This window comes from Roseivirga sp. BDSF3-8 (assembly GCF_041449215.1).
Lineage (GTDB): Bacteria > Bacteroidota > Bacteroidia > Cytophagales > Cyclobacteriaceae > JBGNFV01.
Genome location: NZ_JBGNFV010000001.1, coordinates 377,615 through 400,972, shown reverse-complemented (window position 1 = coordinate 400,972; position 23,358 = coordinate 377,615). Strand labels below are relative to the sequence as shown.

The following is a 23,358-nucleotide window of genomic DNA, read 5'->3' as shown; positions in this document are numbered from 1 at the left end:
TTGCCAAAAATTTGACTTTGTTGCCAACGCTAATGTCTCCTACTATCCTGGCGATAGAATCCTCTTGTGACGAAACCTCCGCCGCTGTTATTCAGCAGGGTAACGTCCTTTCTAATATTATAGCTACACAAAAAATACACCAAAAATTCGGTGGTGTAGTTCCCGAGTTGGCTTCCAGGGCACATCAGCAGCACATCGTACCCGTAATAGACCAGGCGCTAAAGGAGGCAAATATAGATAAAAAGATGCTGAATGCCGTGGCTTTTACCCGTGGTCCCGGCCTCCTGGGTGCGCTTTTGGTAGGCACCAGCTTTGCCAAGGGCTTTGCAATGGGGCTGGGCATTCCCCTTATAGAGGTAAATCATATGCAGGCCCATATTCTGGCTCATTTCATAGATGAGCCAAAGCCCTCATTTCCATTTCTTTGCCTCACCGTTAGTGGCGGGCATACCCAGATTGTACGGGTAGACAGCCACCTGGACATGACCGTTATCGGGCAAACGCAGGACGATGCAGTAGGGGAGGCCTTTGATAAGACGGCTAAGCTCATGGAGCTGCCTTATCCAGGCGGACCCCTCATCGATAAGTACGCGAAAGAAGGTAACCCCGAAGCCTTTGAGTTTCCCGAGACCGAGATGCAGGGGCTCAACTATAGCTTTAGCGGCATCAAGACAGCCTTCATGTATTTCCTCCGTGATCAGAAAAAGAAGGATCCTGATTTTGTGCAAAATAACCTGCCCGACATCTGCGCGAGCATACAGCGTACCCTTATCAGCATGCTTATGAAGAAGCTAAAAAGGGCCGCCCGCGAGACGGGTATCAGCGAAATAGCCATTGCCGGCGGGGTGAGTGCGAACAGCGGCCTGCGCAGCAAGCTGCAGTCCGAAGCGGAAAAACAGGGCTGGAATGTGTATATTCCTGCTTTCGAATACTGTACGGATAATGCCGGCATGATTGCCATGGCGGCACACTACCAGTACCTGGCAGGGCAGTTTGCCTCCCTGGATGTGTCTCCCATGCCTCGCATGCCTCTCTGAACAATGGCCCCATGAAAGCACTTTTTAACAAAGGAGATACCAAAACCTACCGCACCACTGTCCAGGAATCGGACACCGCTTCCTTCCATGGCCAGCAGGTGCACCCCGTATGTGCTACCTTTGCCCTGGCCAGAGACATTGAGTGGGCTTCACGGCTCTTTGTTCTTGAAATGAAAGAAGACGGCGAGGAGGGGATCGGCACCATGCTAAGTATAGAACATTTCGCCCCGGCTTTCGTAGGGGAGGAGGTAGCCATTACTGCTACCATAGAGAGCCTGGAAGGAAATAGCATCGTCTGCACCTACCAGGCGAAGGTGGGCGACCGGACAGTCGCCACCGGCCGTACCGGGCAGAAGGTACTGCCCCGCGAAAAGATAGACGCGGTTTTTAACAAAATCAGAAATGGCAAAAGATAAAAGCAAGTTTAGCAATAACATAAGCATACGTAACCGGCAGGCACGTTACGAATACGAATTCCTCGACGTGTACATCGCCGGTATGTCCCTGAAGGGCACCGAGATCAAGTCCATCCGTATGGGTAAGGTAAATTTGTCAAGTGCCTTTTGTGTATTTCACAATGATGAGCTATTTGTCCGTGATCTGCACATCACTCCTTATGAACTGGGCACACATGAAAACCACGATGCAAAGCGCGAGCGTAAGCTCCTGCTGCAGCGCCGCGAACTGAATAAGCTCAAAACCAAGCTTGAGGAGAAGGGCCTCACCATAGTGCCCAGCAAACTCTTTATTAACGACCGCGGCCTGGCTAAACTGGAGATTGCCCTGGCCCGGGGTAAAAAGCTTCACGATAAGAGACAGAGCATAAAAGAAAAAGACCAAAAGCGGGAAATGAGCCGTATCCGCTACTAATAATAAGCTATGGAAGAGAACCAACACGGCATCTGCCGACTCACCCTTATCCCTGTACGTAAGGAACCTACAGACCGTGCAGAGATGGTGACACAACTCCTTTTCGGGGACCACTACACCGTGCTTGAGTGGGCAAAAGACCACCGGTGGGCGCGTATTCGTATTCAGTGGGATAACTATGAAGGCTGGATAGACCATACCCAATTCTACCCCATCAGTGCCGAATATTTTGATGCAGTAAGCAATGCCGACTATAAAATCTGCACGGATCTGGTGACTGGTATTTTATTCAAAAAGCATTATATTCAGGTGCTTATAGGTAGTGTTCTTCCCATTTCTACCAATGAGCTTTTTAAAGTAGAGGAGCAGCTTGCCTTCAATGGCGAGTCCAAAAGCCTGGGGCAAAAGCGTGATTTTGAATTTCTGAAGCAAACGGCTGAGAAGTACATCCATGCGCCCTATCTCTGGGGAGGTAAGTCACCGTTTGGTATTGACTGTTCCGGCTTCACCCAGATGGTTTACCGTATCTGCGGCTACTCCCTGCACCGCGATGCCTCTCAGCAGGTACAGCAGGGTAGTCACGTAGATAGCCTCCCGGACGCCATACCGGGCGATGTGCTTTTCTTTAAGGGAAGTGAGACCGGCGGCAACCATGTAGGCATACTACTGGAAGACCGCACCGTCATTCATGCCAGTGGCCGGGTACGCAAGGACCAGGTAGATGAAACAGGCATATTCAATGCAGACCGAAATAAACATACGCATCAACTAACCGCGATAAGACGAGTAATGAAACAAACGTAAACGCATGAAACGTAGAGTATTGATCCTTAATCAGGACTACAGTCCCCTGATGGTTTGTTCCGTAGAGCGCGCCTTTGTGCTCGTATGGCTAAACAAAGCCGATCTGGTCACGCAAGCCGAAGGATATGCTTTGCACACGGTGAACGACGAGTTTCCTGTTCCGGCTGTCATCCGTTTACATAAATACATCAAGCTGCCCTACCGTGGGGTGGTCCTCACCCGCCAGAATGTATTTAAAAGAGATAAGTTTACCTGCCAGTACTGTGGTGCCGGCAAAGAGCTCACGCTCGACCATGTGCTGCCCCGCAGCCGGGGCGGGCGCAGCCTGTGGACCAACCTGGTCACGGCCTGTAAGCGCTGCAATGCCCGCAAAGGCGATCGCCTGCCCGAGCACGCAGATATGATCCTTAAAACAAAACCAACAAAACCCTCCTACATGACCTTCCTCCGCGACTTCTCAGGCGACGCCCACGCCGAGTGGGAGCCGTTTCTGCTGCGTAAGGCGGTGGTGTGATTCGTAGTCTTTTAAAAACCCAGCTACTTTATGGAAGATATTTCAGTGCCTTCACTTGTTATTGGTGGAATTAGTGGCCTATTAATTAGTTTTTTGGTCGGTTACTTTTTTTACGTTAAAAGTAAAGTCCATATTAAATTAAACCCTTATCTCATTTCTTGTAATTCTTTATTTACCCATTCAAACAAAGAATTATCTGATAACTTAAAACTGGCCTTTAAAAATCATTCTATAGAGAATGTGGCACAGATTAAAATGGTGGTTGCTAATGAAGGAAATAAACCAATTATGAACCTTATCGAGCCGCTTAGAATAGTATTGCCTGAAGATAATGAAATATTAAGTATAGAAATATTAGAGATTAATCCTAACGAAAGAAAAATATTGCATACTGTTAATCGGAATAAAAACCATGCCCAATTTGACTTTGAACTACTAAACCCTCAAGAGTATTTTATCATTAAACTTACGGCTAAATGCTCAATAGATGTTCCAATAAATACTGATGGAGTGAAATTTACAATAACAGGAGAGTATATGCCTTCTGTTTTATACATGAAAAATCTCCCTGATTTTTATTATGATGTAGATAAAAATAATCTAATTAGCTTTTATGGGAATAGGGTAATTGAGTCCTTATTTATATTAATTGGGTTTCTTTTCTATATGTTAATAGTTTATGGGGTAATAGAAGATATGTTTTTATCAGGGTTTAGCTGGTTCGGGTTTGTTACCGGGTCTATGTTTTTAGTATTTGGTGGATCAACGATTTATTTATTCCGTGATTCTTTTCGTAAATCTAAAATTAAAGTGCCGTTAAAATTTAAAGGGTAGGAGAAGAAAACGGAATCTATGGTAGGTTGAGATGTTTACTGATTAAGATTTCAGTAAAAGAGGATGCCTATATAACTACCTGGGGTTTTTTTAACCCTGGCTAACTGTTTGCACCATCTGATTAACTCGTATTTCCTTAAAGTACTGCTTACTGCCCGCTCCAACATTCCCTCATCTCCCCGGTTCTACCTCTAAACAACCAAACCAACTACCATGAAACTACCCCTGATCACCTTTGCCCTGTTATGCCTGCTCGTATCCTGTGATGCCGAAACCCGGCACGACGAGGCCTATGAGCAGAATACCGAAGAGGAAGACGTGGACATAGCCTCTGAAGATTTTGAAGTGGAGAGCATTTCTTTTGAGTGCAGTGAGGCCGTTTTCGATCAGCAGGGTACCCCTACCGCCACCTTGTATGCCCTGTTTGATAGAGAGAGGGTAGAGGTGGCCAAGGTGAATAATTGCAATGAGGTAGCCCAATCCGACTACCCTTCCTACCATATCCATCCGGATGCAGAAGCCGCCATATATAGCCTCCATGCCGGCTATGGGCAGTACTTCTATGCCACTATCGAAGATGGCAAAGCCATGATCTACCGTGTGCAGCGTGATGAGACGGAAACCGGCGACTTCACCTATCAGGCAATAGCGGAATACGGGGCCGAGGGATATAGCAACCACGTTGAGTAATCCCCCTTCTTTAGTTCACTTCCGGAGGTAAAAAGGATGTCCTGAACTTTTCTATGATCACTCCCTGGTTTCTGAAAAATAATTGTATTTTTACTATATCACTTAGTGGCGACTAACCCCGTTCCCGTTCAGAATTTCCTCCCTTGTCTGACAGAATACTGAACCGTCTACAAGTCATGTAGAGGAGGGGGATCGTTCGGCGTTCCTTTGTCTCTCGTCCGGAAGCCTATTATACTTCACTAATTGTAAATTTCCTATATCCTGTTCTGTAGTCCCTTTGCCTCCTGCCAATCATTATCCATACACCTTAGCCTATATACTGAGTCCGTCTTGCACATATCTACAAGGAAAGCACAATCTGCATCCACCTACTTAGCCTAACCCCTGCCATTCTCCACTCTTTTAACAGGGCCGCTGGCCCTGTGGAGGCTACCTTCCTCACCATTGATTGGGTGGCCGCCTGCTTCACCAGGTTCCTGATTGAAGCTTTTGCCCGAGATTGATCCGTCCTATCACTACCCTTTACGTTTTTCTTCATAGCATTTTAACTTTATGCTATTCTCAGTAGTTAAAAAATTCATGAATTGGTTATTTCTGTCGATAATGTTAATGGCCCTTGCCGCTTCATGTGACCGGCATAATGAAAAGGAAAAAGATACTATAGATTCAGTGGCAGTCGAGAAGACCGCCATGATTGGTCCAGCCCCGGATCATTTCCTTTTCGATCATTACCAAACCATCACCGAAATCATAAACAACAGTTATGTTTATAAACATATCTATTCCGGAGGCTATCCAGGTTTTTCAGGTGTGCGAATGAACCCTTACTGCTTTCTTTCCGGTCGTTTTGAGGGCTTTTATGCTAATAGAAATAAATCTACAGTGTATATTTGGTCTCGACTTAAAAATGATATCTTAACGGCTTACTTAAGCTCCGGTTAATAAAACATTTTGAAGAAGTGAGGTTTGGCGGGCAGGATTTGCCCATTTTATTTTTCTTAAGACAAGGTGTTCGGATTAAAATCTTTTGCAGTGGCAGGCATAAGGTAAATCCTGTTTTTAGGATAGTTACCAGCACAGGTGTAGCTTAAACTTAGTTCATTTGCAACCCGGTATTAACGCATGAGTTCAGATAAACTCGACATTGACAACTTAAAATTCGAACATTGTGAGGATGAGCCCATTCACATTCCTGAATCTATCCAGGGATATGGATACCTGTTTGCAATGGATAGAAGTAATAACGGGCGTGTCCGTATCCTCAGTAAAAATGTACTTGATCTGCTAAACCTGAAGGAGGAGGAGATTTTAAAAGGGGACTTTTATGAGTTTCTGGATGGGCCTGAATATCAGGATTTTATCAGAGAGACCTTCAAACGGGCCATTGATCAAAATGCCCGCCTTCCTCTCAGGCTTAAATTCCGGAGGGAATTAGTTCGGGAAAAACATGCTGAAGATTTTTATGCCGTAGTCTATCATACGGGTGATAAAGTAGTGCTAGAGCTGGAGCCGGCTGCAGAGTTCAGGGAAACATACTCGGCCCTCCACTATATCAAGCTTTATGCAATGTCCATTGCGCCTAAATTTAAGCGGAATGAGCCTCTGATAAATATGGCCCAGGAAATCGTGGATACGATAAAGTATGTTACCGGAATGGATCGTGTGGTACTTTACAGGTTTAACGATGATGACTCCGGTAAAGTAATAGCTGAGGCAAAGGAGGACTTCATGGACTCCTACCTGAACTTGTATTATCCTGCCAATGACATACCTGCCCAGGCGCGAGCACTTTATACAAAAAACTGGGTACGTCTGATACCTGATGTAGAGCTTGAATCCTCGCCTCTTATCCCGAGCGTTGATAGCGGAAGAGAACCGCTGGACATGACCTACTCTATCATCCGGACACTATCCCCAATTCACAGGCAATACATCCGTAACCAGGGCATCAAAGCCTCACTATCCCTCTCACTTGTGACGCATGAGCACCTATGGGGTATCATTTCCTGCCACAGTCGTGAGGCGCGCTATATTCCGCAAAATGTACGGCTGGAGTGCGAAAACCTGAGTCAGCTATTCAGCTGGCACCTCTATGCCAAAGAGGAGGAACTGTACCTTGCCAAAAAGGAAAAAACGGACGCGGCCCTAAATGCCATGCTGGATAAAACCTCCAGTAGCAACTCTATTGTCACAGTATTTAAAGAAAATGAAGAAAAGGTACTGGACATGCTGAATGCGGATGGCTTTGCATTCTTTTATGAAGAGGATTCTTTTAAGCTAGGGGTAACGCCTGACAGGGAATCTATGGAGAGGCTGGCTAGTAAGGGCATTGATGAAGGAAGGGATTACTTTTATACGACTGATATTACTGATATCGTAAGTGATGACAGTGATCTCAATGACATACGCGGAGCTATGGTTATTCAGGTCGCTAAACAAAAAAGGTATTATACTGCCTGGTTCAGAAAGGAGCATCGTTATACTCAGCGCTGGGCTGGGGTGCCCAAAGAAGAGGAGGTAATGGCCTCCAAAAAAGAAAGGCTTATGCCCAGGTCTTCCTTTGAGGTGCATGAAAAGGAGATACATAACCAGAGCAGAGAGTGGGATGAAAACGATATAAATATCGCCACCAGGTTCAATAAGGTTTTCATGGCCTATGCGCTGGAAAAGCAGGCGACTATGCGCAAAGACATCAATAGCCTTCAGCAACAGGACCAGTATAAAAACGAGTTTATGGCTACGCTGGCCCATGAACTGAAAAACCCACTGACCCCCATCCGTACCGGCATATCTATACTGGAGCATAGTGCAGATGAGGAAGCCCGTGCCAGGATACTTAAGGTAATGCGAAGGCAGACCACCACCATCACTAAGATGATCGATGACCTGCTCGATGTATCCAGAATCAGTGAGGGTAAGGTTACGTTGGAAAAGCAGAAGACCCACCTGCAGGAGATACTCACCCAGGCGATAGAAGTATGTGATGAGGCTATCAGAGAAAAAGAGCACAACCTGATAATGGACCTGCCTGAGTCGCCTGTATACCTGCATGCCGATCCGCTAAGGCTATCTCAGATATTCATTAATATTCTTAATAACGCAACCAAGTACACGCCAAAAGGGGGCAGAATCACCATTGACATGGAGAGAGAAAGTCAACAAGTCTCTGTGACCATTGCAGACAACGGGCTAGGTATACCCCAGGATAAGTTGGATGATATCTTTGACATGTTTACGCAGATGGAAACCCATGCAGGGAGCTCCCAGGGAGGGCTGGGCATAGGCCTGACCCTTGTGAAAAAGCTGGTATCCCTTCATGATGGTGAAATTAAGGTGAGAAGCGATGGCCCGGGTGACGGTAGCGAGTTCGAGATCATATTACCCGTAGGGGATTTGAGTAATAGCAGGTAAATACTTATTCTATGCGATTCCTTTTGGCGGTAGCTGATACGGCGAAATGCAGGTGGAGAAGTATGTCGGCATTTTTACCCGGGGGAAACTTACCTGCGCAGAAGGTTCTATAACTGCTTGTATTGCATTTAAAGCTTTCGAAGGGAGTGAACATTAGCCTGTTGAAGAATCACACCGCCCGGAAAAGATGGGCACCCAAGCCCATCATCATACATATGAAAATTAATAGGATGATGGAGCATAGCTTATCAAATCCATTGGCCTTCCGCACCCTAAAATCACTATTGCCTCAAAGCTACCCCGAAGCCATAATATTATGTCCCTCTTTTGCAGGCGATGACTGAGAGTATAAACGGCTCCGTCTAATAGGAAAAAGATACCAGCCGTCATTAAGCCCCAAAAGAGCATCATATGGTCCTTATTAGCAGTATCTGTGAGATATAGTCCGGTACATCCGGTAAGCAGTAGGGCGATTGCCACACAGGCTCTCAGCCACAAGGGAATGTGTTTACGGCCGTAAAGAAAAATGAAGCTTAGGCCGAAGCCTGTAATCATGCCTGCAAGTGCCATAATGAATTTATTAGCGCGGGAGGTGTCTGGTACGCATTAGGGGGTAATAAAAAAAGCCGCCTAACGTTACGTTAGCGCGGCTCTTGGTGACCTCACCAGGATTCAAACCTGGAACCTTCTGATCCGTAGTCAGATGCTCTATTCAGTTGAGCTATGAGGCCTTTGTTCCCGTAAGGGATTGCAAATGTATGCAAAAAATTTTCACGTGCAAAAAAAATCAAGAGCTGATCGAAATTTTTTCATTCTTTAAAAACCCTATATTTGTTCCCAACATTATTAAGTGACTTATCAACTATTTACCGATGAGAATATCTGCCGTATTTTTTAGCCTGTTTTTGCTTGTAGCTCCCATGGCTATGGCTACTAACGGAAATACCGGAGCCAATACCGATGCACGCATAGGCCTGCGTGCCATTAATGAGACTAAAGCCAGGCCTAACCTGCCCGGCGATCTGATCATAGAATTCGGATTTAACTTTATAGACGAAGAGTTCCAGTATATCCCGGATCCCAGTACTGACTCTACAGTATCTGTAGGTACCGGTTTCTGGGGTTCTAAGGTAGTCAATATGTACTACAGCCATACCGTCTTTCTGGGTGGCGAAAATTCAGGCCTTACCTTTAATCCCGGTCTTGGCCTTGCATTAGAGAAGTTTGCTTTTGAGGATGACTTTACCCTTACAGTAAACGAGTTTGATAATAATACTGAGCTTATGCCTATCGGTGGGCTGGGTGAAATCAAAAAGACCAAGCTTGCCCTTACCTATCTTGACATTCCTTTAGAAATCCGTTACCATTTTAATAAGTCAGACTACTCTAGAGGCATTCGCCTGGCTGCAGGTGTAAAGGGCGGCCTGTTGCTTGCCAGCCATACCAAAGTGAAGTTTGAGAATGATGAGGAGACCGTGAAGACCAAAGATAAGCGCGAGTTCAACCTTAATGCCGTGCGCTATGGTGTATTCGGCCGCCTCGGTATAGGTGGGTTTAACGTGTACTACTACCATGGCCTCAACGATATATTTAAAGACGGCGAAACGCCTGGAGCCGGACCCGCAGTAAGTCCCTTCCAGGTAGGTATCAGCCTCGTTGGGTTCTGATACCCCGGTATTGAATTAGCAAACCAAACATAAAGGCCGCCTTGGTAGCAGGGTGGCCTTTATGTTTTGATATAGGCCGGAAATTATAAGCCACATAAAAAAAGGGTTGCCTACACTGTAAGCAACCCTTAAACTTTTAAAACCTGTCTCTTACAGGTGAATTACCTCTTCATAAGCTGCGGCAACAGCTTCCATTACCGCTTCTGACATAGTAGGGTGCGGGTGCACCGTTTTAATTATCTCATGGCCTGTGGTCTCCAGTTTACGGGCTGCCACAGCCTCTGCAATCATCTCAGTTACATTAGCGCCGATCATGTGAGCACCAAGCCACTCACCATACTTCGCGTCAAATACCACCTTAACAAAGCCCTCTTTGGCGCCCGCTGCACTCGCCTTACCACTCGCTGTGAAGGGGAATTTACCCACCTTCACATCATAACCGGCCTCTTTGGCGGCTTTCTCTGTGTAGCCCACGCTGGCTATCTCAGGCTGGCAGTAGGTACAGCCCGGGATGTTATTATAGTCGATAGGCTCAGGGTTCATGCCCTTGATAGCTTCCACGCACGTGATACCTTCCGCAGAGGCTACGTGAGCCAGCCATGGCCCTTTGATCACATCACCTATGGCATATACACCTTTCACATTCGTGCGGTAGTAGTCGTCCACCTTGATGCGGCCTTTTTCCATCTCGATGCCCTGCTCTTCCAGACCAATGTTCTCTACGTTAGGCGCTACACCTACAGCAGACAGTACCACATCCGCTTCCAGTTGCTCCTCCCCCTTCTTGGTTTTTACAGTCACCTTACACTTTTTGCCTTTGGTGTCTACATTCGTCACCTCTGAGCCTGTCATGATCTTGATGCCTGCTTTCTTATAGCTTTTCTCCAGTGCTTTGGATACCTCTTCGTCTTCTACTGGTACCAGGTTAGGCAGGTATTCCACTACAGTGACCTTAGTACCTATCGCATTATAGAAGTAGGCAAACTCCACCCCGATGGCGCCTGATCCCACTACCACCATAGACTCGGGCTGCTTGTCCATAACCATTGCCTTACGGTAGCCAATGATCTTTTCGTTGTCTATCTTAAGGGCAGGAAGCTCGCGGCTACGTGCTCCTGTAGCCACTATGATATGATCCGCTTTGTAGTCAGTCGTCTTGCCGTCCTCGCCTTTTACCTCCACAGTCTGCTTGCCTTTAAGCTTACCATGACCTACCAGGTGGTCGATCTTGTTTTTCTTGAAAAGGAACTGAATGCCCTTGCTCATGCCTTCCGCTACTCCGCGGCTTCTTTTGACCATACCGCCAAAATCTGCCTCAGGATCGGCCACTTTTATGCCATATTCCTTGGCATGCTTGATGTATTCGAATACCTGTGCACTTTTAAGTAGCGCTTTGGTAGGGATACACCCCCAGTTAAGGCAGATACCGCCGAGCTCCGCTTTCTCTACCACGCCCACTTTCATGCCCAGTTGAGAAGCGCGGATAGCCGCCACGTACCCGCCAGGGCCGCTACCAATCACAATCAGATCATATTTTGTAGCCATATTGCTATTCAGTTATAAAAATTGTGTCCTGTTTAGTTGCCGCAAATTTAACCGATTTGGCGTTAGATCAAAAGCCCGGTATTTACCTGCTTTCCCTGTCATTTTACGGCCTTTTGCCCTTTCATAACCCAATATTTGGCAGACCCTCCCTCTTCTTAGTCGAAAAGATTAATAAATTGCGGTCGATTACGTTATTTCTTAACTGCAACCACCAAATCAATATAGGTTTATGAAGTTATTGGAAGGAAAAGTAGCCCTTATTACCGGGGCGTCAAAAGGAATAGGCCGTACCATTGCCCTTCAGTATGCCGAACACGGCGCCAATGTGGCCTTTACTTACCTTTCCAGTGTGGAAAAGGGCGAAGCCTTGGAAAAGGAACTACAGGAAAAAGGCGTGAAAGCAAAAGGCTTTCGTTCCGATGCCTCTAATTTTACCGCCGCAGAAGAGCTTATCAATGGCGTCGTAGCCGAATTCGGCAGGCTGGATATCCTCGTAAATAATGCAGGCATCACAAAGGATAACCTCCTGATGAGGATGAACGAAGAAATGTGGGATCGCGTGATAGAGGTGAACCTGAAATCCGTATTCAATACCGTAAAGGCAGCCACCCGTACCTTTATGAAGCAAAAAAGCGGCAGCATCATCAACATGACCTCTGTGGTAGGTATCAGTGGTAATGCAGGTCAGGCAAACTATTCTGCCAGTAAGGCAGGTATCATCGGTTTTACCAAGTCGGTAGCCCTGGAGCTAGGCTCGCGTAACATTCGTAGCAACGCCATAGCACCAGGCTTCATCGAAACAGAGATGACCGGTCAGCTCGATGAAAAGACCATGGAGGGATGGATGCAGAATATTCCCCTGAAAAGGCCCGGTAAGCCTGAGGATGTTGCAGCCCTTACAGTGTTTTTAGGTTCTGACATGTCTTCTTATATATCCGGACAGGTTATACAGGTAGACGGCGGTATGCTTACCTGATCTAAAACAGAATAAGACACCTGATGGCGGGAACAGACTGTGCCCGCCATTGGATTAAACTATATGGTAGAGAACGGATTCGGAATTACCTGGGAGTGGCCCCTCTGGCTGTTACCCCTCTGTGCACTGGCAGGCGCCCTCTTCGCTTGGTTGCTTTACCGTAAGGGAGCTGCAAACAAGCCCTGGGGTAAGGCAGTCAACCGTACCCTTGCGGTGCTCCGTTTTCTTATTGTCACCCTTCTTTGTGTATTGCTTCTCGGGCCACTGGTGCGACTCATCACCCGTACAGAAGAGCCTCCTGTGTGGGTATTGGCAGTAGATAACAGCCTCTCGGTAGCCGAAACGACGGATAGCACAGCCCGCGAGGACCTGAAGCAGTCGCTGGACCGCCTGGCCCGGGAATTACAGCAGCGTGATGCTGCCGTCACCGTCAGGACGCTTGGTGAAGAACAAAATGATGCCGGAGCTATTCGCTTCGAGGCTGACCAAAGTGACCTGGCTGGCATGCTGCGGGAAATTCAGAATGACTACGAGGGGCGCAACCTTGCCGGTGTGGTGCTTGTATCCGATGGCATTTATAACCAGGGCATGTCTCCGGGCTATACGCCTTATGGTTTTCCTGTGTATACCGTAGGAGTCGGAGATACCATTCCCCGTGCAGATATTAACCTGCAAAATATTTATGTGAATAAGGTAGCCTACCAGGGCAACCGTTTTCCGCTGGTAGCTGAAGTTTATAACCAGGGCATGAGCCCCTCAGGCCTGAATGTGACCGTTTCTCGCAATGGCAGGACCCTGGCCAGTGAGCGCATCAGCTTCGAAAATGACCGCCAGGTAAAGCAAGTGCGTTTCCTGCTCGAAGCTGAAGAACAGGGCATGCAGCACTACATTGTCAATGTAGCTCCCTCAGAAGGCGAATTCACCCTGAAAAATAACCGCAAAGACGCTTTTGTTGATATTGTCAAAGGCAAACAGAAAATACTTATTGCCGCCGCCTCCCCCCATCCGGATATCAAAGCCATCAAATCAGCACTGGAAACTAACCAGAACTATGAGGTAAGCACCTACATACCGGGGCTGAATGAAGTAAGCCTCACCGACCCCTATGATGTGGTTATTTTCCATCAGCTACCTGGCAGAAATAACACTTATCAGACAGTAATTCAGGCTATCGGGGACAAAAAACCCGGTCTCTGGTATATAGTAGGTGCTAACACAGCCATTCCTGCCATGGCCAGGCAGGCCAGTGGCATGGATATGGGAGTAGTGGCAAACCAGACAGATGAAGTGATGCCGGTGTATAATAATAGTTTCGGCCGCTTTACATTTTCACCCGAACTCCAGGAGCGACTTAGCGAATATACCCCCCTTACCATACCCTTTGGTCGCTATAGTGTAAAAGGCAATACCGAGGTGTTGTTGAACCAGCGCGTAGGTAGTGTGGTAACCTCAAGGCCACTCTTTACAGTGACCGAAACGCAGGGAAGAAAAGAGGCTTTACTGCTGGGTACGGGCCTGTGGCGCTGGCGTATGGGGGAGTTTTCCGATCATCAGGACCATGAGGCTTTTAACGAACTCGTAAGCAAGACCGTACAGTACCTGAGCACCCGGGAGGATAAGCGTAAGTTTCGTGTGTTTACCTCGGCCAGCGAATACCTGGAAGGCGAGCCGGTGATCTTTGAGGCACAGCTTTACAATAATGTGTACGAGAGAGTGTACGGCCAGGAAGTGAACCTGCGCATCACGGATGAGAATGATAGTATCCGTAATTATACCTTCTCTACCTCCGAAAGTTCCAGCCGCTACAGGGTAGGGGGGCTGCCTGCCGGCGTATATGACTTTACCGCGACCACCTCCCTTAACGGTGAGGCCCTGAGCAGCAGCGGACAATTCAGCATAGCAGACCTGCAAGTAGAGACGCTAAACCTTACGGCAGACTTCGGACTACTACGAAAAATGGCGAGGGAAACCGGCGCGGCCTTCTACAGGGCTGACCAAATGGAGCAAATGACCGGCGAGCTTACAGAGGAAGAGACCCCCGCCATACTGCATGCAGAAGAGCAGCGCCGTTCTATCATGGACATGCCCTGGTTGCTGGCCCTGTTCATTATTCTCATATCAGCCGAGTGGGCATTAAGGAGGTATCATGGTTCGTATTAGTACGTTTATCGCCCTGGCCCTGCTGCTAATCCTGCAAGGGAGTGCCTGTACTACCGGCATGACGTTTAATGAGTGGGTGGGCTGGAAGAAGTACCGCGATGCACCGGGTATTAGCTACCGGCTGCGCTGCCTCGGTAGTTCATTTACCGGTTCCCGCTTTTCCCGGTACGAGGTGGAGCTCTTTAATCACTATCCCGATCCGGTGGCCCTCAGCTTTTTCATGAAAGGAATGGAAGAAAAAGAACGTTCCGAAATAGTGAATCTGAAGATACAGAGCAGTACCCTGCGGAAAGTGAACCTGTACAATGTCCGCACAGGGTGCGTGGACTCTGCCAGCATTTATATTGAAGATATGGTATTCCGTCCCTGACCCTACAGATTTTTTCCTTCTTTGTGAAGCTCCCGCCGGATACCTTCGGTCAGATCCTCTTCCATGATTACCTTATCCCCACGCTCCAGGGCCAGCAAGGAGCAGTAGCGCACCACATTAAGAATGGCCCCACCGGCCAGTTCGTGCGTTTTGCTGATATTCGTGAGATCAATGCAGTCCTCCAGTGTAAAATCAGAAGGAAATGTTTGCTTCCACAGCGTCTTCCGGGTATCAGGAGAGGGCATCGGGAAGTAGATCATCGACTGGAATCGCCGCGTAAAGGCATTGTCGATATTGCCCTTAAGGTTAGACCCCAGCACCACCAGGCCAGGAAAGTCCTCTACACGCTGAAGCAGGTAACTGATCTCCTGGTTAGCATAGCGGTCGTTGGAGCTGCTGGTCTGCGTCCTTTTACCGAACAGGGAGTCAGCTTCATCAAAAAAGAGGACCCAGTTTTCATTTTCAGCCCGGTCAAATACCTTTTTCAGGTTTTTCTCGGTCTCGCCAATGTATTTAGAGACAGTCATTGACAGGTCTATCCGGTACACCGGCATGTTGTAGTGCTTGCCCAGCAGGGCCGCGGTAAGGGTTTTTCCTGTACCCGGAGGGCCATAGAAAAGGCAGCGGTACCCCCGCTTGATCTTTCGGCCTAGTTCCTTATGTGCCATCATCTCACTACCGTGCTTCAGCCAGCGGCTTACCTCGTTCAGTGCCTCCGCCGTGTCATAGTCCAGTACCAGGTCATCCCAGGTAAGCTTAGTATCCAAAAGCTGGGCAGGAAAATCGGGACTGTGCTCTTCAGGTTCAAACTTTCCTTCAAGCAGGTAACCCAGCCATGAGTTAGTCACTGTAAGCAGACGGGCTGTAGGAGGCTCCCCTGGGGCCGTACTGCGCATGTCCAGTATATTTCTTGAAAATAGCTGGGTGCTTTTCTGAAAAAGGCCACGATATAGCTGCCGTTCCACGCCATTATACCCCGCCAGTATGAAGATAGCCGTTTGTACCGTAGGCAGGAATCCCGTAAAGCTACCTCCCCGTTGTCCGCCATATTCGGACTTTGGTTGATTCTGTCCCTCTTCGTTTGAGAACACATCCAGCAGTTCCGGGCGAAAGTGCGGAACCAATGCCAGGATCAGTGTCACCCGCTCTGACCATAGCAAGTGCTGTGCTGCATCTGAATAGGGGCAGGCCCCCTGGGGTAATTCCGGAGCAGGAAAGGCGTCCTGTAGAGGAAGCGACTGGTTAGACTGCAACCGGTGCGTCACAATGTTAAACAGCCAGTCAGATTCCGCCGCCAGTACTTCGGCATTCAGCAATAAAGGGTTCTTTACTTCCTCTTCTACGATCATAGTGGGGTAAAACTAGGTATATCAATGCTTTACTGCACAGAAAGTATGCCACAATTATTACATCCGGTCAGGGTTCGGGCAAGTTTCAAAGCAATGTGTCTGAATACATTACCTCGCCGGACTGTCTACAGCGAGGGGTTGGGATTTAAGCAAGGGTACTACTGCATGACCATAGGCGAAATAACGTGATTATAGATCTGAATACATATCTTGGCGTTTCCGGCTACACTTTGGCCCATGAATTTGGGCATGTATTAGGACTTTATGATGAGTATGACGGGGGCTTAATAGAAAATAGCATGTTCTGGCATGACAACGATCATATACATGACAAAAGTGCAATGATGAATTCCGGTTATTCCGGTATGCGGGACCGCTATTTTGAACACTTTCGTGAAGCAGTGGAAGATTCATCTGCTGACGGCTATTCTTTTGAGGTGCAATGAAGCTAAGTAATGCTTTTTCCGCAATAACCGCCTTTCTTGGTGCTGCTACGGCCTGCTATATGCTGGTATCTTACGTTCACCTAAGTCCTCCGCTGCCACTTACTGATCCCAGAAGCGATAGTATAGGTAATGTGCAGGGCAGCATTTACTATTACATTCCTGCGGTACTTATTTATTCGTTTCTTGCCTGGCGCTATATAAAAAAGTCAGCTACCCTGCCCTGGTATACCCGCGCGGGAGTGGCCCTGCTTAGCATTGGCATAGCCGGTGTGGCCATATTGCTTGCCATGCATAGGGGAGAGGTAGAGGCTATCTTCTTTTTATATACCTTATTTGTAGCGGTTATATGCAGCCTGATTGCTTTCCTTATGCCTCTATTCTTTAAAAAGCAGCGCTGATTTAGGCATTCAGAGACATGGTGTAAATACTTTCCTCCCCTGAAAGATTATCAAAGAGAAAGTACCTGAAAATAAATTGGCCTTTTGTCATTATACAATCCTGCCGACCCGGAAGCTGACTCTCAACGAAGGGGTGCTTTGATCGGTACTGAGATTTAGGCAACAATCACCCCAAATATTACAAGTACGACCGATTTTTCACTGGCATTAGTATTTTTACCCTATGCATCAGGAAAATCAACACACCCACCAGCGGAATAACCAGACCGCTTCAAGAAATAATCAGGCCGCCCAGGCCAAAATGCCGGGAGCTATCCAAAAAAAGCCAATACCACCGGTATGCCTGATGGGGTGAAAGATAAAATGGAGTCAAGCTTTGGTGCCGATTTCAGTAATGTAAAGGTACATGCTACCAGCTCTGAAGCCAAGAATATAGGGGCTCTGGCCTATGCCCAGGGGAATAATGTCCACTTTGCGCCGGGACAGTTCAAGCCCGACACCCGCTCAGGTCAGGAACTGCTCGGGCACGAACTGGCCCATGTGGTACAGCAACGGGAGGGCAGGGTAGCTGCTACTACTCAGGCGGCAGGTATGCCTGTAAACGATAGCCCCTCCCTGGAGCACGAAGCTGATGTGGCAGGTGCCAAAGCCGCCAGCGGCCAGCAGGTTGGCCAGGCAAAGATGGCTGAGCCCTCCAGGGCGGAAAATACGGCTGTCCAAAAGAAGGTTGCACAAAAACAGGATGCGGAAACTGAATCTGCTCCGACTACCCTACAGATCTTTCCTGATGCTGAAACTAAGAGAAGGTATTTAGATAATACTAAGCATCGTATCACACAGGCCTATGCTAATTTTTCTGATGCAGTATCAGAATTAAAAGCTGAAATTATGGATGCGGCTAAAGAAGTGCCCTCAGTAGCCAGTATTTTAGTGGAGGTATCAATGGGGTTTCTGATGCCAGGTGTTGGAAGGGCTATCTCTAGTTTAGCAGACAGAATCCCAAATAACGCCTCGAATACAGCGTTTAGATTAGCGATAGCAGCACAAAATGAAAGAATAACTTCACCAATATTAGGAGGAGCCGGAGCCGCAGCCAAAAAAGCGCTGGAAGCTTTTTTAGTGAGCGGTGCAGTTAGGGAAGCCAATGATCTTACCCAATTTGCAGATGCTTTTAGAGAGCAACAGGGGGTAGCCTACCAGGCACTAAAAGAATCAATGACTATGGACTCTCCCGATGAGATGATACTTACAAATTACGTGGTTTTTGATGCTCATTTCGCTACAGTTGGGAGGTTTAAAAACCAAATACAAGGGGTCTTAGATAATTATAAAAAATACGTATTGGCTATTAGGAAAAGAGATGAATGCACTATCGGGAATGACAGATATCATTCAGTGCGTACCGGGCATCGTCTCACTTATTTACCTGATAGCAATGGGAGAAGAAGGCTGGCTTTAGTTAGAGTATTAATTAATTCCACCATGTTTAGTACAAGACAAATGTATTCATTTGATAGTTTTGTTCCTGAGGAGATGCAAAGTATGGCCTTGACTGAAGCGAGAAGAATGGGTAGGTTTATTTCACTTTCTCCTGACGAAGTAAGCATGAACTAGTGGAATGAGAATATTCATTTGCTTAGCCGTTCTGATAATCTCTTTCTCATGTCATGAGGAAGACCGGGCCGTTACTGTCGATTTGGGTAATCTATCCATGCATCAGAAAGTTGACATTATTCCTCTTACGGGAAGCAAATACCTAACGGGGGTAGGGCCTAACCTGATGATTGTTGACCTGGAAAAAGAAGTATCAAAAAAGCTGCTAGCACTAGGCCTTGCAGGTACTATGCATACCCATTATGTTGGTAAGGAGCAGGTATATTTATTATTTGGTGATAAGTCAGCCGAATCAATTACTTCAATAAATAAGAAAACGGGTAATGTATCCTGGGAAATCTCCCCTCTTCCTGGCGAGCTTGCTACAAACGTATTGTCCTTCTGCGAAAGTGACACTGCATTAATAGTAAAAAGCTTTAATAAGCTATACTTCTTTGACCTTCAATCAGGGAGCTTGGCAGGTATAGAAATGACTGATGAAATACCGAAAGAAGATTACCCGCCACTAAAGGAATGGAACCAGGAGAATTTGGTATGGCTGCCTGAATTATGGAATAGAAAGTCCTGGTCACTTTACCAGGCTGACCCTGATACCATTTATATTGCAGGCCAGATTATAAAGGGTGGATCAGATTCAAACTGGCAATACGAATTCAAAGACCTATCAATCATGGAAGGTCGTAGCTATGCACTTGGTGCACTAACCTATGCAGATAATGTTGTCCTCGCCCAAGTGATTGATCCATCTCATGAAGGTGAAATCGTATATGAAGAGAGGTTTAATGCCAATGAAGATCATGGCTTTTTCATAGATGACCATCATTTGGCTGTCTATACAGAAGGAGAGGGGATTCAGATAACAGATATTCGTACTAATGAAGAGGTTTATAGGGATCAGTCGCCCTATGCTAAAAAATGCGTCAAACTTATAATGGATAAGGGGAGGCTGATTTATATTACCTCTGAAGGCCAGTTTACATCGATGGGATTAAGGGAACTCAATTAAGGAGTTGCTCTTTCAGTCACTCCCTCAGACTACCTCATCGAGAATCCCGATAGGAAGTTTTCTTTTACCCCCGCCTGGTGGTGAATGGATTCATTTCGGATAACAATCATTTTTCCGTAATTTATAGGGGTAATAACTAATTAATGATTTATTAAAAACGGAAAATTAAGTCTGAACCAATTATCAGTAAGTAGTTTTGTCACCAAGCACCAGCACACGGGCAATGTTCGTGGAGGGGCCGCAGAATATACGCAGGAAGCGGAGAGCTCTTGTATTGAGTTCAATTGCACCGTGCAGTGCGAAGGACTTGAAGAAGCCTTGGCATGAAGGCCAGAATGACCCTTGCTGATCTTAAGGTTAGCAGCTTTGTTACCAAAGCTGGCAGCTTACGCATAGCGGGCGGCCGGGCTGCTGAGCCTACTACGGATGCAAACGACAGTTCATGTATCCAGGACTATTGCACATATGACTGTGAAGGTACTGTACTGGCCTGAATCCGGCCTGTCAGATCTTTTCCAGAATAATTTTAAACCACTCGGTGTAGCGTTCCGGGTGGTTTTTTACATTTCTAATAACCTCCTCCATGGGTACGTAGGCCCATTCTGCCACTTCTCCAGGGTTCGGAGCTGGCGGGGCGTTGTAGATACCCGTAAGCAGGTGATCGTACTCATGTTCTATTAATCCACCTCCCACATCTGCCCTATATATGAAGGTGCTTGTTTCCTGCAAAGATGTAGCAAACCCCATTTCTTCCTGTAAGCGCCTGGTAGCGGCCTCAATTACCGTCTCTTCGGGCCTGGGATGACTGCAACAGGCATTAGTCCAAAGTCCCGGAGAATGATACTTTGTTAGTGCTCTCTTATGCAGAAGCATGTCACCGGCATCGTTATAAATAATAACTGAAAAAGCCCGGTGAAGAAACCCCCTGCGGTGGGCCTCCATCTTTTCTTCAGTTCCCACAGGTCGATCCTGCTCATCCACCAAAATAACTAACTCTGGGTTTACCATACCCCTAAATTATAGGGCGAAATGTAATTAGCCATGGCTTCTGTAAAAATTAGCAGTAAAAAAAGAGGCTTTATCCGATGTTTTTCTCCGAAAAAAAGTTTCCTGCAGGCCTTTAAGCTTTAAATTGCAGAAAGAGAAAACCAACCATCCAGCCATATGCCTGAAGAAAAGACAAAGCGGGCTTCTTTGAAGAAGCGTCTGCGTAAGAAGTTTGAGAACTGGGCCGTGAAGAAACACACTGAGCTTGCTCAGAAGAGTCAGGTGCTTCGTTTCCGGATTTTCGAAAAAATGTATACTCAGCGGGAGGATGATATCTATGTGATTTCATCCTATCATTCCGGCTCTGCCATTTTACGGGGCCTCGTATATCACCTTTCTTCCGGAGGAGATACCTCTTTTACAAATGTCAAAAAGGTATCTCCGGCATTGTTGGAATCCGTAGTGGAGCAGGATTATCTGGACCAGCACCCTTCCCCCCGGGTGATATTTTCTCCGGCTGCTTATGAGGATTTCCCCCCTGAAACTAAGGGGAAGTTTATCTTTCTGGTTCGCAATGGTATGGATAGAGGGGCTGCCGGATACCTTTTTGAGAAAACAGTAGTAAATCCTGATCTGGAGTGGATGGCCTATTTACAAAGGGAGTTTGTAAATAATGCACGGAATTGGTTTGTGCATTCCCGTGAATGGCTTGAAAATCCTTATCGCAGACCTATGCTGGTCGTGTCCTATGAAGATATGTTTCAGCAGCCGGATCAGATTATTAAGAGAATCGCCACTTTTCTGAATCTGGATCTTAATGAGGAGCAGATCAATACCGCAAGGCAGTATCTGTCTATGGACTTTATACTTTCTAACAGGTATATGTATGACGAGTCGCCAAATCCCGATAAGGTTTACGATCAGTTTATCCGAAGAGGAAAGTCTGATAAGGGAAAAGAGGCTTTTTCTGACCGGCAGATGAAGTTATACCGCCGCCAGTTCAAAAAGTATCTGGGGAAATTTAACCTTCCTTTTGAGCCTAAGTAAATGTCTTGTCGCTGTGCCGTCAGGATCAATACCGGCCAAAAAGCCTTTTAATGCCATACCACCAGCGTTTGTAAAAGGGTGCACGGATACTTATGCCCCCCATTATCACCTGCTCATTAAGCAGTGAGCGGGATTGGGTAAGTACAAGTTGGCCAAAGTCGGTGTCTGTATTCTGTACAGGAATTACTTTATCTTCAAAGCCAACATTCTGAAAAGTAAGTGTGCTCGTATGGCGCGGGATCATCATTGAAAAAGTGCCATCGAATTCAGATACAGTGTCTGCCACTCTTGCATCGGGGGTGCTGGCTATGATTATGCAGCCTGGTAAGCCATTAACTGAGTCCTCCAGTACCCGGCCCTGTAAAAGAATTGAGTCAGTTACTTCGGTATGGTGGCCAATAGCCATTACAGGTCTTTCCTGCGTCACAGGTATCTGCACAGGCCGGCCGTCGGAATCAGTATATACCAACGTTATGGCAAGGGAGGCCGCTAATATTACAGGAATTTTCCGGAAGGGGAGAAATAAGGGTGGCTTGGGTACGTCCAGTTGCTCTTTTCTAAACCGTCCACAGAGGTTTGTTTCACCCGCATCTATTCTGGCCTTGATCTCCGCTTTTGCCTGTTGGGCTGTTAAGTGAGTGTAGTCCGTAACCTTACTTTGGCAAACTGAGCAATAGCCTTTGTTTCCCTGTTTAGGAAAAGACTCCCATTTTTCCTGACAAGGCTGTGGTATCAATAGTCGCATCTTCATTTTTTATAGAGTAGATGCAACAATAGCCGGCATTCCATAAACAGAGCAGAATACCGGCTATTTTATTGTTTGATCAGTTTTCTACGAAGCAGTTCTTGTTTTCTATGACAAAGGTAAGAAGACTGTTTTTACCATTGAGATTAAGCTTCCGGCATATCCGGTAGCGATGGTTTTCAATGGTTTTGGGACTGTTAAATAGCTGTTCGGCTATCTCGTTAGTCGTCTTTTTCTTAGCAATAAGCTTGAGGATAGTTTTCTCTGTGTCAGAAAGAGAAGACAGCAGGGTAGAGCAATATACATCTTCCCGGGTGCCTTTCTGTTCCCCCTTTATAGCCTTTAGCCACTCAGGGCTCAGGTAGTGGCCTCCGTCTATTACTTTGGAGATACACCTCTCCAGTTCCCGGGTAGTCGCTGTCTGAAGCAGAATGCCATCCACTTTGCTTTCCAGGGTCATAGCTACGTATGTATCACTACTGGCTGAGTTTTTCACCATAAGAATAATCTTACCGGTAAACCCTGCCTCCCGGATACAACCTACCATGCCTGCTACCTCAGCAAGGTTGTCATTCATGTTTAGCAATACCACTTCGGGTGAATCTGTCCTGATACGTTCCTTTGCCTTGTCACAGGTAGCAACTGTGCGGATTACTTCGTATTCGGGCGTTCGTTGAAAGAGAGATTTAATACCTTCTATCACTAGTGCATGATCGCATAGTAACAGAATTTTGGTAGTAACGGTGGTAGAATAATTCATAAAGCTGGTTAAAACAATTGGTTGATGGTTTAAATATAATCGAATTAAAATAAAATCAAAGGTGCTTTTTGTTAACAATTTATTAATAGGTCTTGGACATTCTTTTGCGAAAAGACGAATTCACTGTT

26 protein-coding genes, 1 tRNA gene and 1 pseudogene are annotated in these 23,358 nt (G+C 46.7%); 21 read left to right on the top strand and 7 right to left on the bottom strand.

Annotated features, from left to right (window positions below):
• The first annotated feature begins 32 nt into the window (after positions 1 to 32).
• From tsaD to AB9P05_RS01480, 7 genes are all read left to right on the top strand, one after another.
• Positions 33 to 1,037, top strand: a complete 1,005-nt coding sequence (tsaD, locus tag AB9P05_RS01510; protein WP_371907047.1) for a tRNA (adenosine(37)-N6)-threonylcarbamoyltransferase complex transferase subunit TsaD — start codon at positions 33 to 35, stop codon at positions 1,035 to 1,037.
• An 11-nt stretch (positions 1,038 to 1,048) separates the two neighbouring features.
• Positions 1,049 to 1,453: a thioesterase family protein gene (locus AB9P05_RS01505; RefSeq protein WP_371907046.1), complete on the top strand. Its 405-nt coding sequence runs from the start codon at positions 1,049 to 1,051 to the stop codon at positions 1,451 to 1,453.
• On the top strand, positions 1,440 to 1,907 hold the full coding sequence (gene smpB / locus AB9P05_RS01500; RefSeq protein ID WP_371907045.1) for an SsrA-binding protein SmpB: 468 nt from the start codon (positions 1,440 to 1,442) through the stop codon (positions 1,905 to 1,907). Before AB9P05_RS01505 ends, smpB begins: the two co-directional genes overlap by 14 nt.
• 9 nt (positions 1,908 to 1,916) lie before the next feature.
• The gene (locus AB9P05_RS01495; RefSeq protein ID WP_371907044.1) at positions 1,917 to 2,711 is read left to right on the top strand and encodes an NlpC/P60 family protein; all 795 of its coding nucleotides are present in this window, start codon (positions 1,917 to 1,919) and stop codon (positions 2,709 to 2,711) included.
• Between the two features lie 4 nt (positions 2,712 to 2,715).
• Positions 2,716 to 3,225 (top strand): HNH endonuclease, encoded by a 510-nt coding sequence (locus AB9P05_RS01490; RefSeq protein WP_371907043.1) that lies wholly within the window; start codon positions 2,716 to 2,718, stop codon positions 3,223 to 3,225.
• Positions 3,226 to 3,255: 30 nt separating this feature from the next.
• On the top strand, positions 3,256 to 4,059 hold the full coding sequence (locus tag AB9P05_RS01485) for a hypothetical protein (RefSeq protein WP_371907042.1): 804 nt from the start codon (positions 3,256 to 3,258) through the stop codon (positions 4,057 to 4,059).
• A 213-nt stretch (positions 4,060 to 4,272) separates the two neighbouring features.
• The gene (locus tag AB9P05_RS01480) at positions 4,273 to 4,749 is read left to right on the top strand and encodes a hypothetical protein (RefSeq protein ID WP_371907041.1); all 477 of its coding nucleotides are present in this window, start codon (positions 4,273 to 4,275) and stop codon (positions 4,747 to 4,749) included.
• A gap of 340 nt (positions 4,750 to 5,089) precedes the next feature.
• Here AB9P05_RS01480 and AB9P05_RS01475 read toward each other — a convergent pair whose 3' ends face one another.
• Positions 5,090 to 5,287, bottom strand: a complete 198-nt coding sequence (locus tag AB9P05_RS01475) for a hypothetical protein (protein WP_371907040.1) — start codon at positions 5,285 to 5,287, stop codon at positions 5,090 to 5,092.
• Between the two features lie 41 nt (positions 5,288 to 5,328).
• On the opposite strand from AB9P05_RS01475, the gene AB9P05_RS01470 reads away from it, so the two are divergent.
• Together AB9P05_RS01470 and AB9P05_RS01465 are read left to right on the top strand one after the other, a co-directional pair.
• Positions 5,329 to 5,691, top strand: coding sequence for a hypothetical protein (locus AB9P05_RS01470; RefSeq protein WP_371907039.1), 363 nt, complete (start codon positions 5,329 to 5,331; stop codon positions 5,689 to 5,691).
• Positions 5,692 to 5,871: 180 nt separating this feature from the next.
• Positions 5,872 to 8,160: an ATP-binding protein gene (locus AB9P05_RS01465; protein WP_371907038.1), complete on the top strand. Its 2,289-nt coding sequence runs from the start codon at positions 5,872 to 5,874 to the stop codon at positions 8,158 to 8,160.
• A 654-nt stretch (positions 8,161 to 8,814) separates the two neighbouring features.
• Here the strand turns inward: AB9P05_RS01465 and AB9P05_RS01460 are convergent.
• A tRNA-Arg gene (locus AB9P05_RS01460) sits at positions 8,815 to 8,891 on the bottom strand.
• Between the two features lie 141 nt (positions 8,892 to 9,032).
• On the opposite strand from AB9P05_RS01460, the gene AB9P05_RS01455 reads away from it, so the two are divergent.
• The gene (locus AB9P05_RS01455; protein WP_371907037.1) at positions 9,033 to 9,827 is read left to right on the top strand and encodes a porin family protein; all 795 of its coding nucleotides are present in this window, start codon (positions 9,033 to 9,035) and stop codon (positions 9,825 to 9,827) included.
• Between the two features lie 150 nt (positions 9,828 to 9,977).
• On the opposite strand, the gene lpdA is transcribed toward AB9P05_RS01455, so the two are convergent.
• Positions 9,978 to 11,372, bottom strand: a complete 1,395-nt coding sequence (lpdA, locus tag AB9P05_RS01450; RefSeq protein WP_371907036.1) for a dihydrolipoyl dehydrogenase — start codon at positions 11,370 to 11,372, stop codon at positions 9,978 to 9,980.
• 229 nt (positions 11,373 to 11,601) lie between these two features.
• Between lpdA and fabG the strand changes: the two genes are divergently transcribed.
• The 3 genes from fabG to AB9P05_RS01435 all read left to right on the top strand — a co-directional run bounded on the left by fabG (position 11,602) and on the right by AB9P05_RS01435 (position 14,878).
• On the top strand, positions 11,602 to 12,348 hold the full coding sequence (gene fabG, locus AB9P05_RS01445; RefSeq protein ID WP_371907035.1) for a 3-oxoacyl-[acyl-carrier-protein] reductase: 747 nt from the start codon (positions 11,602 to 11,604) through the stop codon (positions 12,346 to 12,348).
• Between the two features lie 63 nt (positions 12,349 to 12,411).
• Entirely contained in the window at positions 12,412 to 14,508 is a 2,097-nt protein-coding gene (locus AB9P05_RS01440; RefSeq protein WP_371907034.1) for a hypothetical protein, read from the top strand.
• Positions 14,495 to 14,878 (top strand): hypothetical protein, encoded by a 384-nt coding sequence (locus tag AB9P05_RS01435; protein ID WP_371907033.1) that lies wholly within the window; start codon positions 14,495 to 14,497, stop codon positions 14,876 to 14,878. Before AB9P05_RS01440 ends, AB9P05_RS01435 begins: the two co-directional genes overlap by 14 nt.
• Positions 14,879 to 14,880: 2 nt before the next feature.
• Here AB9P05_RS01435 and AB9P05_RS01430 read toward each other — a convergent pair whose 3' ends face one another.
• Positions 14,881 to 16,227, bottom strand: coding sequence for an ATP-binding protein (locus AB9P05_RS01430; protein ID WP_371907032.1), 1,347 nt, complete (start codon positions 16,225 to 16,227; stop codon positions 14,881 to 14,883).
• A gap of 185 nt (positions 16,228 to 16,412) precedes the next feature.
• Between AB9P05_RS01430 and AB9P05_RS01425 the strand changes: the two genes are divergently transcribed.
• The 7 genes and pseudogenes from AB9P05_RS01425 to AB9P05_RS01395 all read left to right on the top strand — a co-directional run bounded on the left by AB9P05_RS01425 (position 16,413) and on the right by AB9P05_RS01395 (position 20,185).
• Positions 16,413 to 16,673, top strand: coding sequence for a hypothetical protein (locus tag AB9P05_RS01425; protein ID WP_371907031.1), 261 nt, complete (start codon positions 16,413 to 16,415; stop codon positions 16,671 to 16,673).
• Entirely contained in the window at positions 16,670 to 17,071 is a 402-nt protein-coding gene (locus AB9P05_RS01420; protein WP_371907030.1) for a hypothetical protein, read from the top strand. The genes AB9P05_RS01425 and AB9P05_RS01420 overlap by 4 nt, the downstream gene beginning before the upstream one ends.
• Positions 17,072 to 17,410: 339 nt before the next feature.
• A pseudogene (locus tag AB9P05_RS01415) lies at positions 17,411 to 17,620 on the top strand (DUF4157 domain-containing protein); the annotation flags it as partial.
• A gap of 42 nt (positions 17,621 to 17,662) precedes the next feature.
• Positions 17,663 to 18,685 (top strand): hypothetical protein, encoded by a 1,023-nt coding sequence (locus AB9P05_RS01410; RefSeq protein ID WP_371911382.1) that lies wholly within the window; start codon positions 17,663 to 17,665, stop codon positions 18,683 to 18,685.
• 166 nt (positions 18,686 to 18,851) lie between these two features.
• On the top strand, positions 18,852 to 19,691 hold the full coding sequence (locus AB9P05_RS01405) for a hypothetical protein (RefSeq protein WP_371907029.1): 840 nt from the start codon (positions 18,852 to 18,854) through the stop codon (positions 19,689 to 19,691).
• A 150-nt stretch (positions 19,692 to 19,841) separates the two neighbouring features.
• Positions 19,842 to 20,018 (top strand): pinensin family lanthipeptide, encoded by a 177-nt coding sequence (locus AB9P05_RS01400; RefSeq protein ID WP_371911323.1) that lies wholly within the window; start codon positions 19,842 to 19,844, stop codon positions 20,016 to 20,018.
• Entirely contained in the window at positions 20,015 to 20,185 is a 171-nt protein-coding gene (locus tag AB9P05_RS01395) for a hypothetical protein (RefSeq protein ID WP_371907028.1), read from the top strand. The genes AB9P05_RS01400 and AB9P05_RS01395 overlap by 4 nt, the downstream gene beginning before the upstream one ends.
• A gap of 10 nt (positions 20,186 to 20,195) precedes the next feature.
• On the opposite strand, the gene idi is transcribed toward AB9P05_RS01395, so the two are convergent.
• Positions 20,196 to 20,699, bottom strand: a complete 504-nt coding sequence (gene idi / locus AB9P05_RS01390) for an isopentenyl-diphosphate Delta-isomerase (RefSeq protein ID WP_371907027.1) — start codon at positions 20,697 to 20,699, stop codon at positions 20,196 to 20,198.
• Between the two features lie 156 nt (positions 20,700 to 20,855).
• Here idi and AB9P05_RS01385 point away from each other — a divergent pair, with 156 nt between their 5' ends.
• Entirely contained in the window at positions 20,856 to 21,725 is an 870-nt protein-coding gene (locus AB9P05_RS01385) for a sulfotransferase domain-containing protein (RefSeq protein ID WP_371907026.1), read from the top strand.
• A 25-nt stretch (positions 21,726 to 21,750) separates the two neighbouring features.
• Here the strand turns inward: AB9P05_RS01385 and AB9P05_RS01380 are convergent, their stop codons facing one another.
• Both AB9P05_RS01380 and AB9P05_RS01375 read right to left on the bottom strand, forming a co-directional pair.
• On the bottom strand, positions 21,751 to 22,470 hold the full coding sequence (locus AB9P05_RS01380; RefSeq protein WP_371907025.1) for a hypothetical protein: 720 nt from the start codon (positions 22,468 to 22,470) through the stop codon (positions 21,751 to 21,753).
• 79 nt (positions 22,471 to 22,549) lie between these two features.
• Positions 22,550 to 23,230, bottom strand: a complete 681-nt coding sequence (locus AB9P05_RS01375; RefSeq protein WP_371907024.1) for a response regulator transcription factor — start codon at positions 23,228 to 23,230, stop codon at positions 22,550 to 22,552.
• Positions 23,231 to 23,358 lie beyond the last annotated feature (128 nt).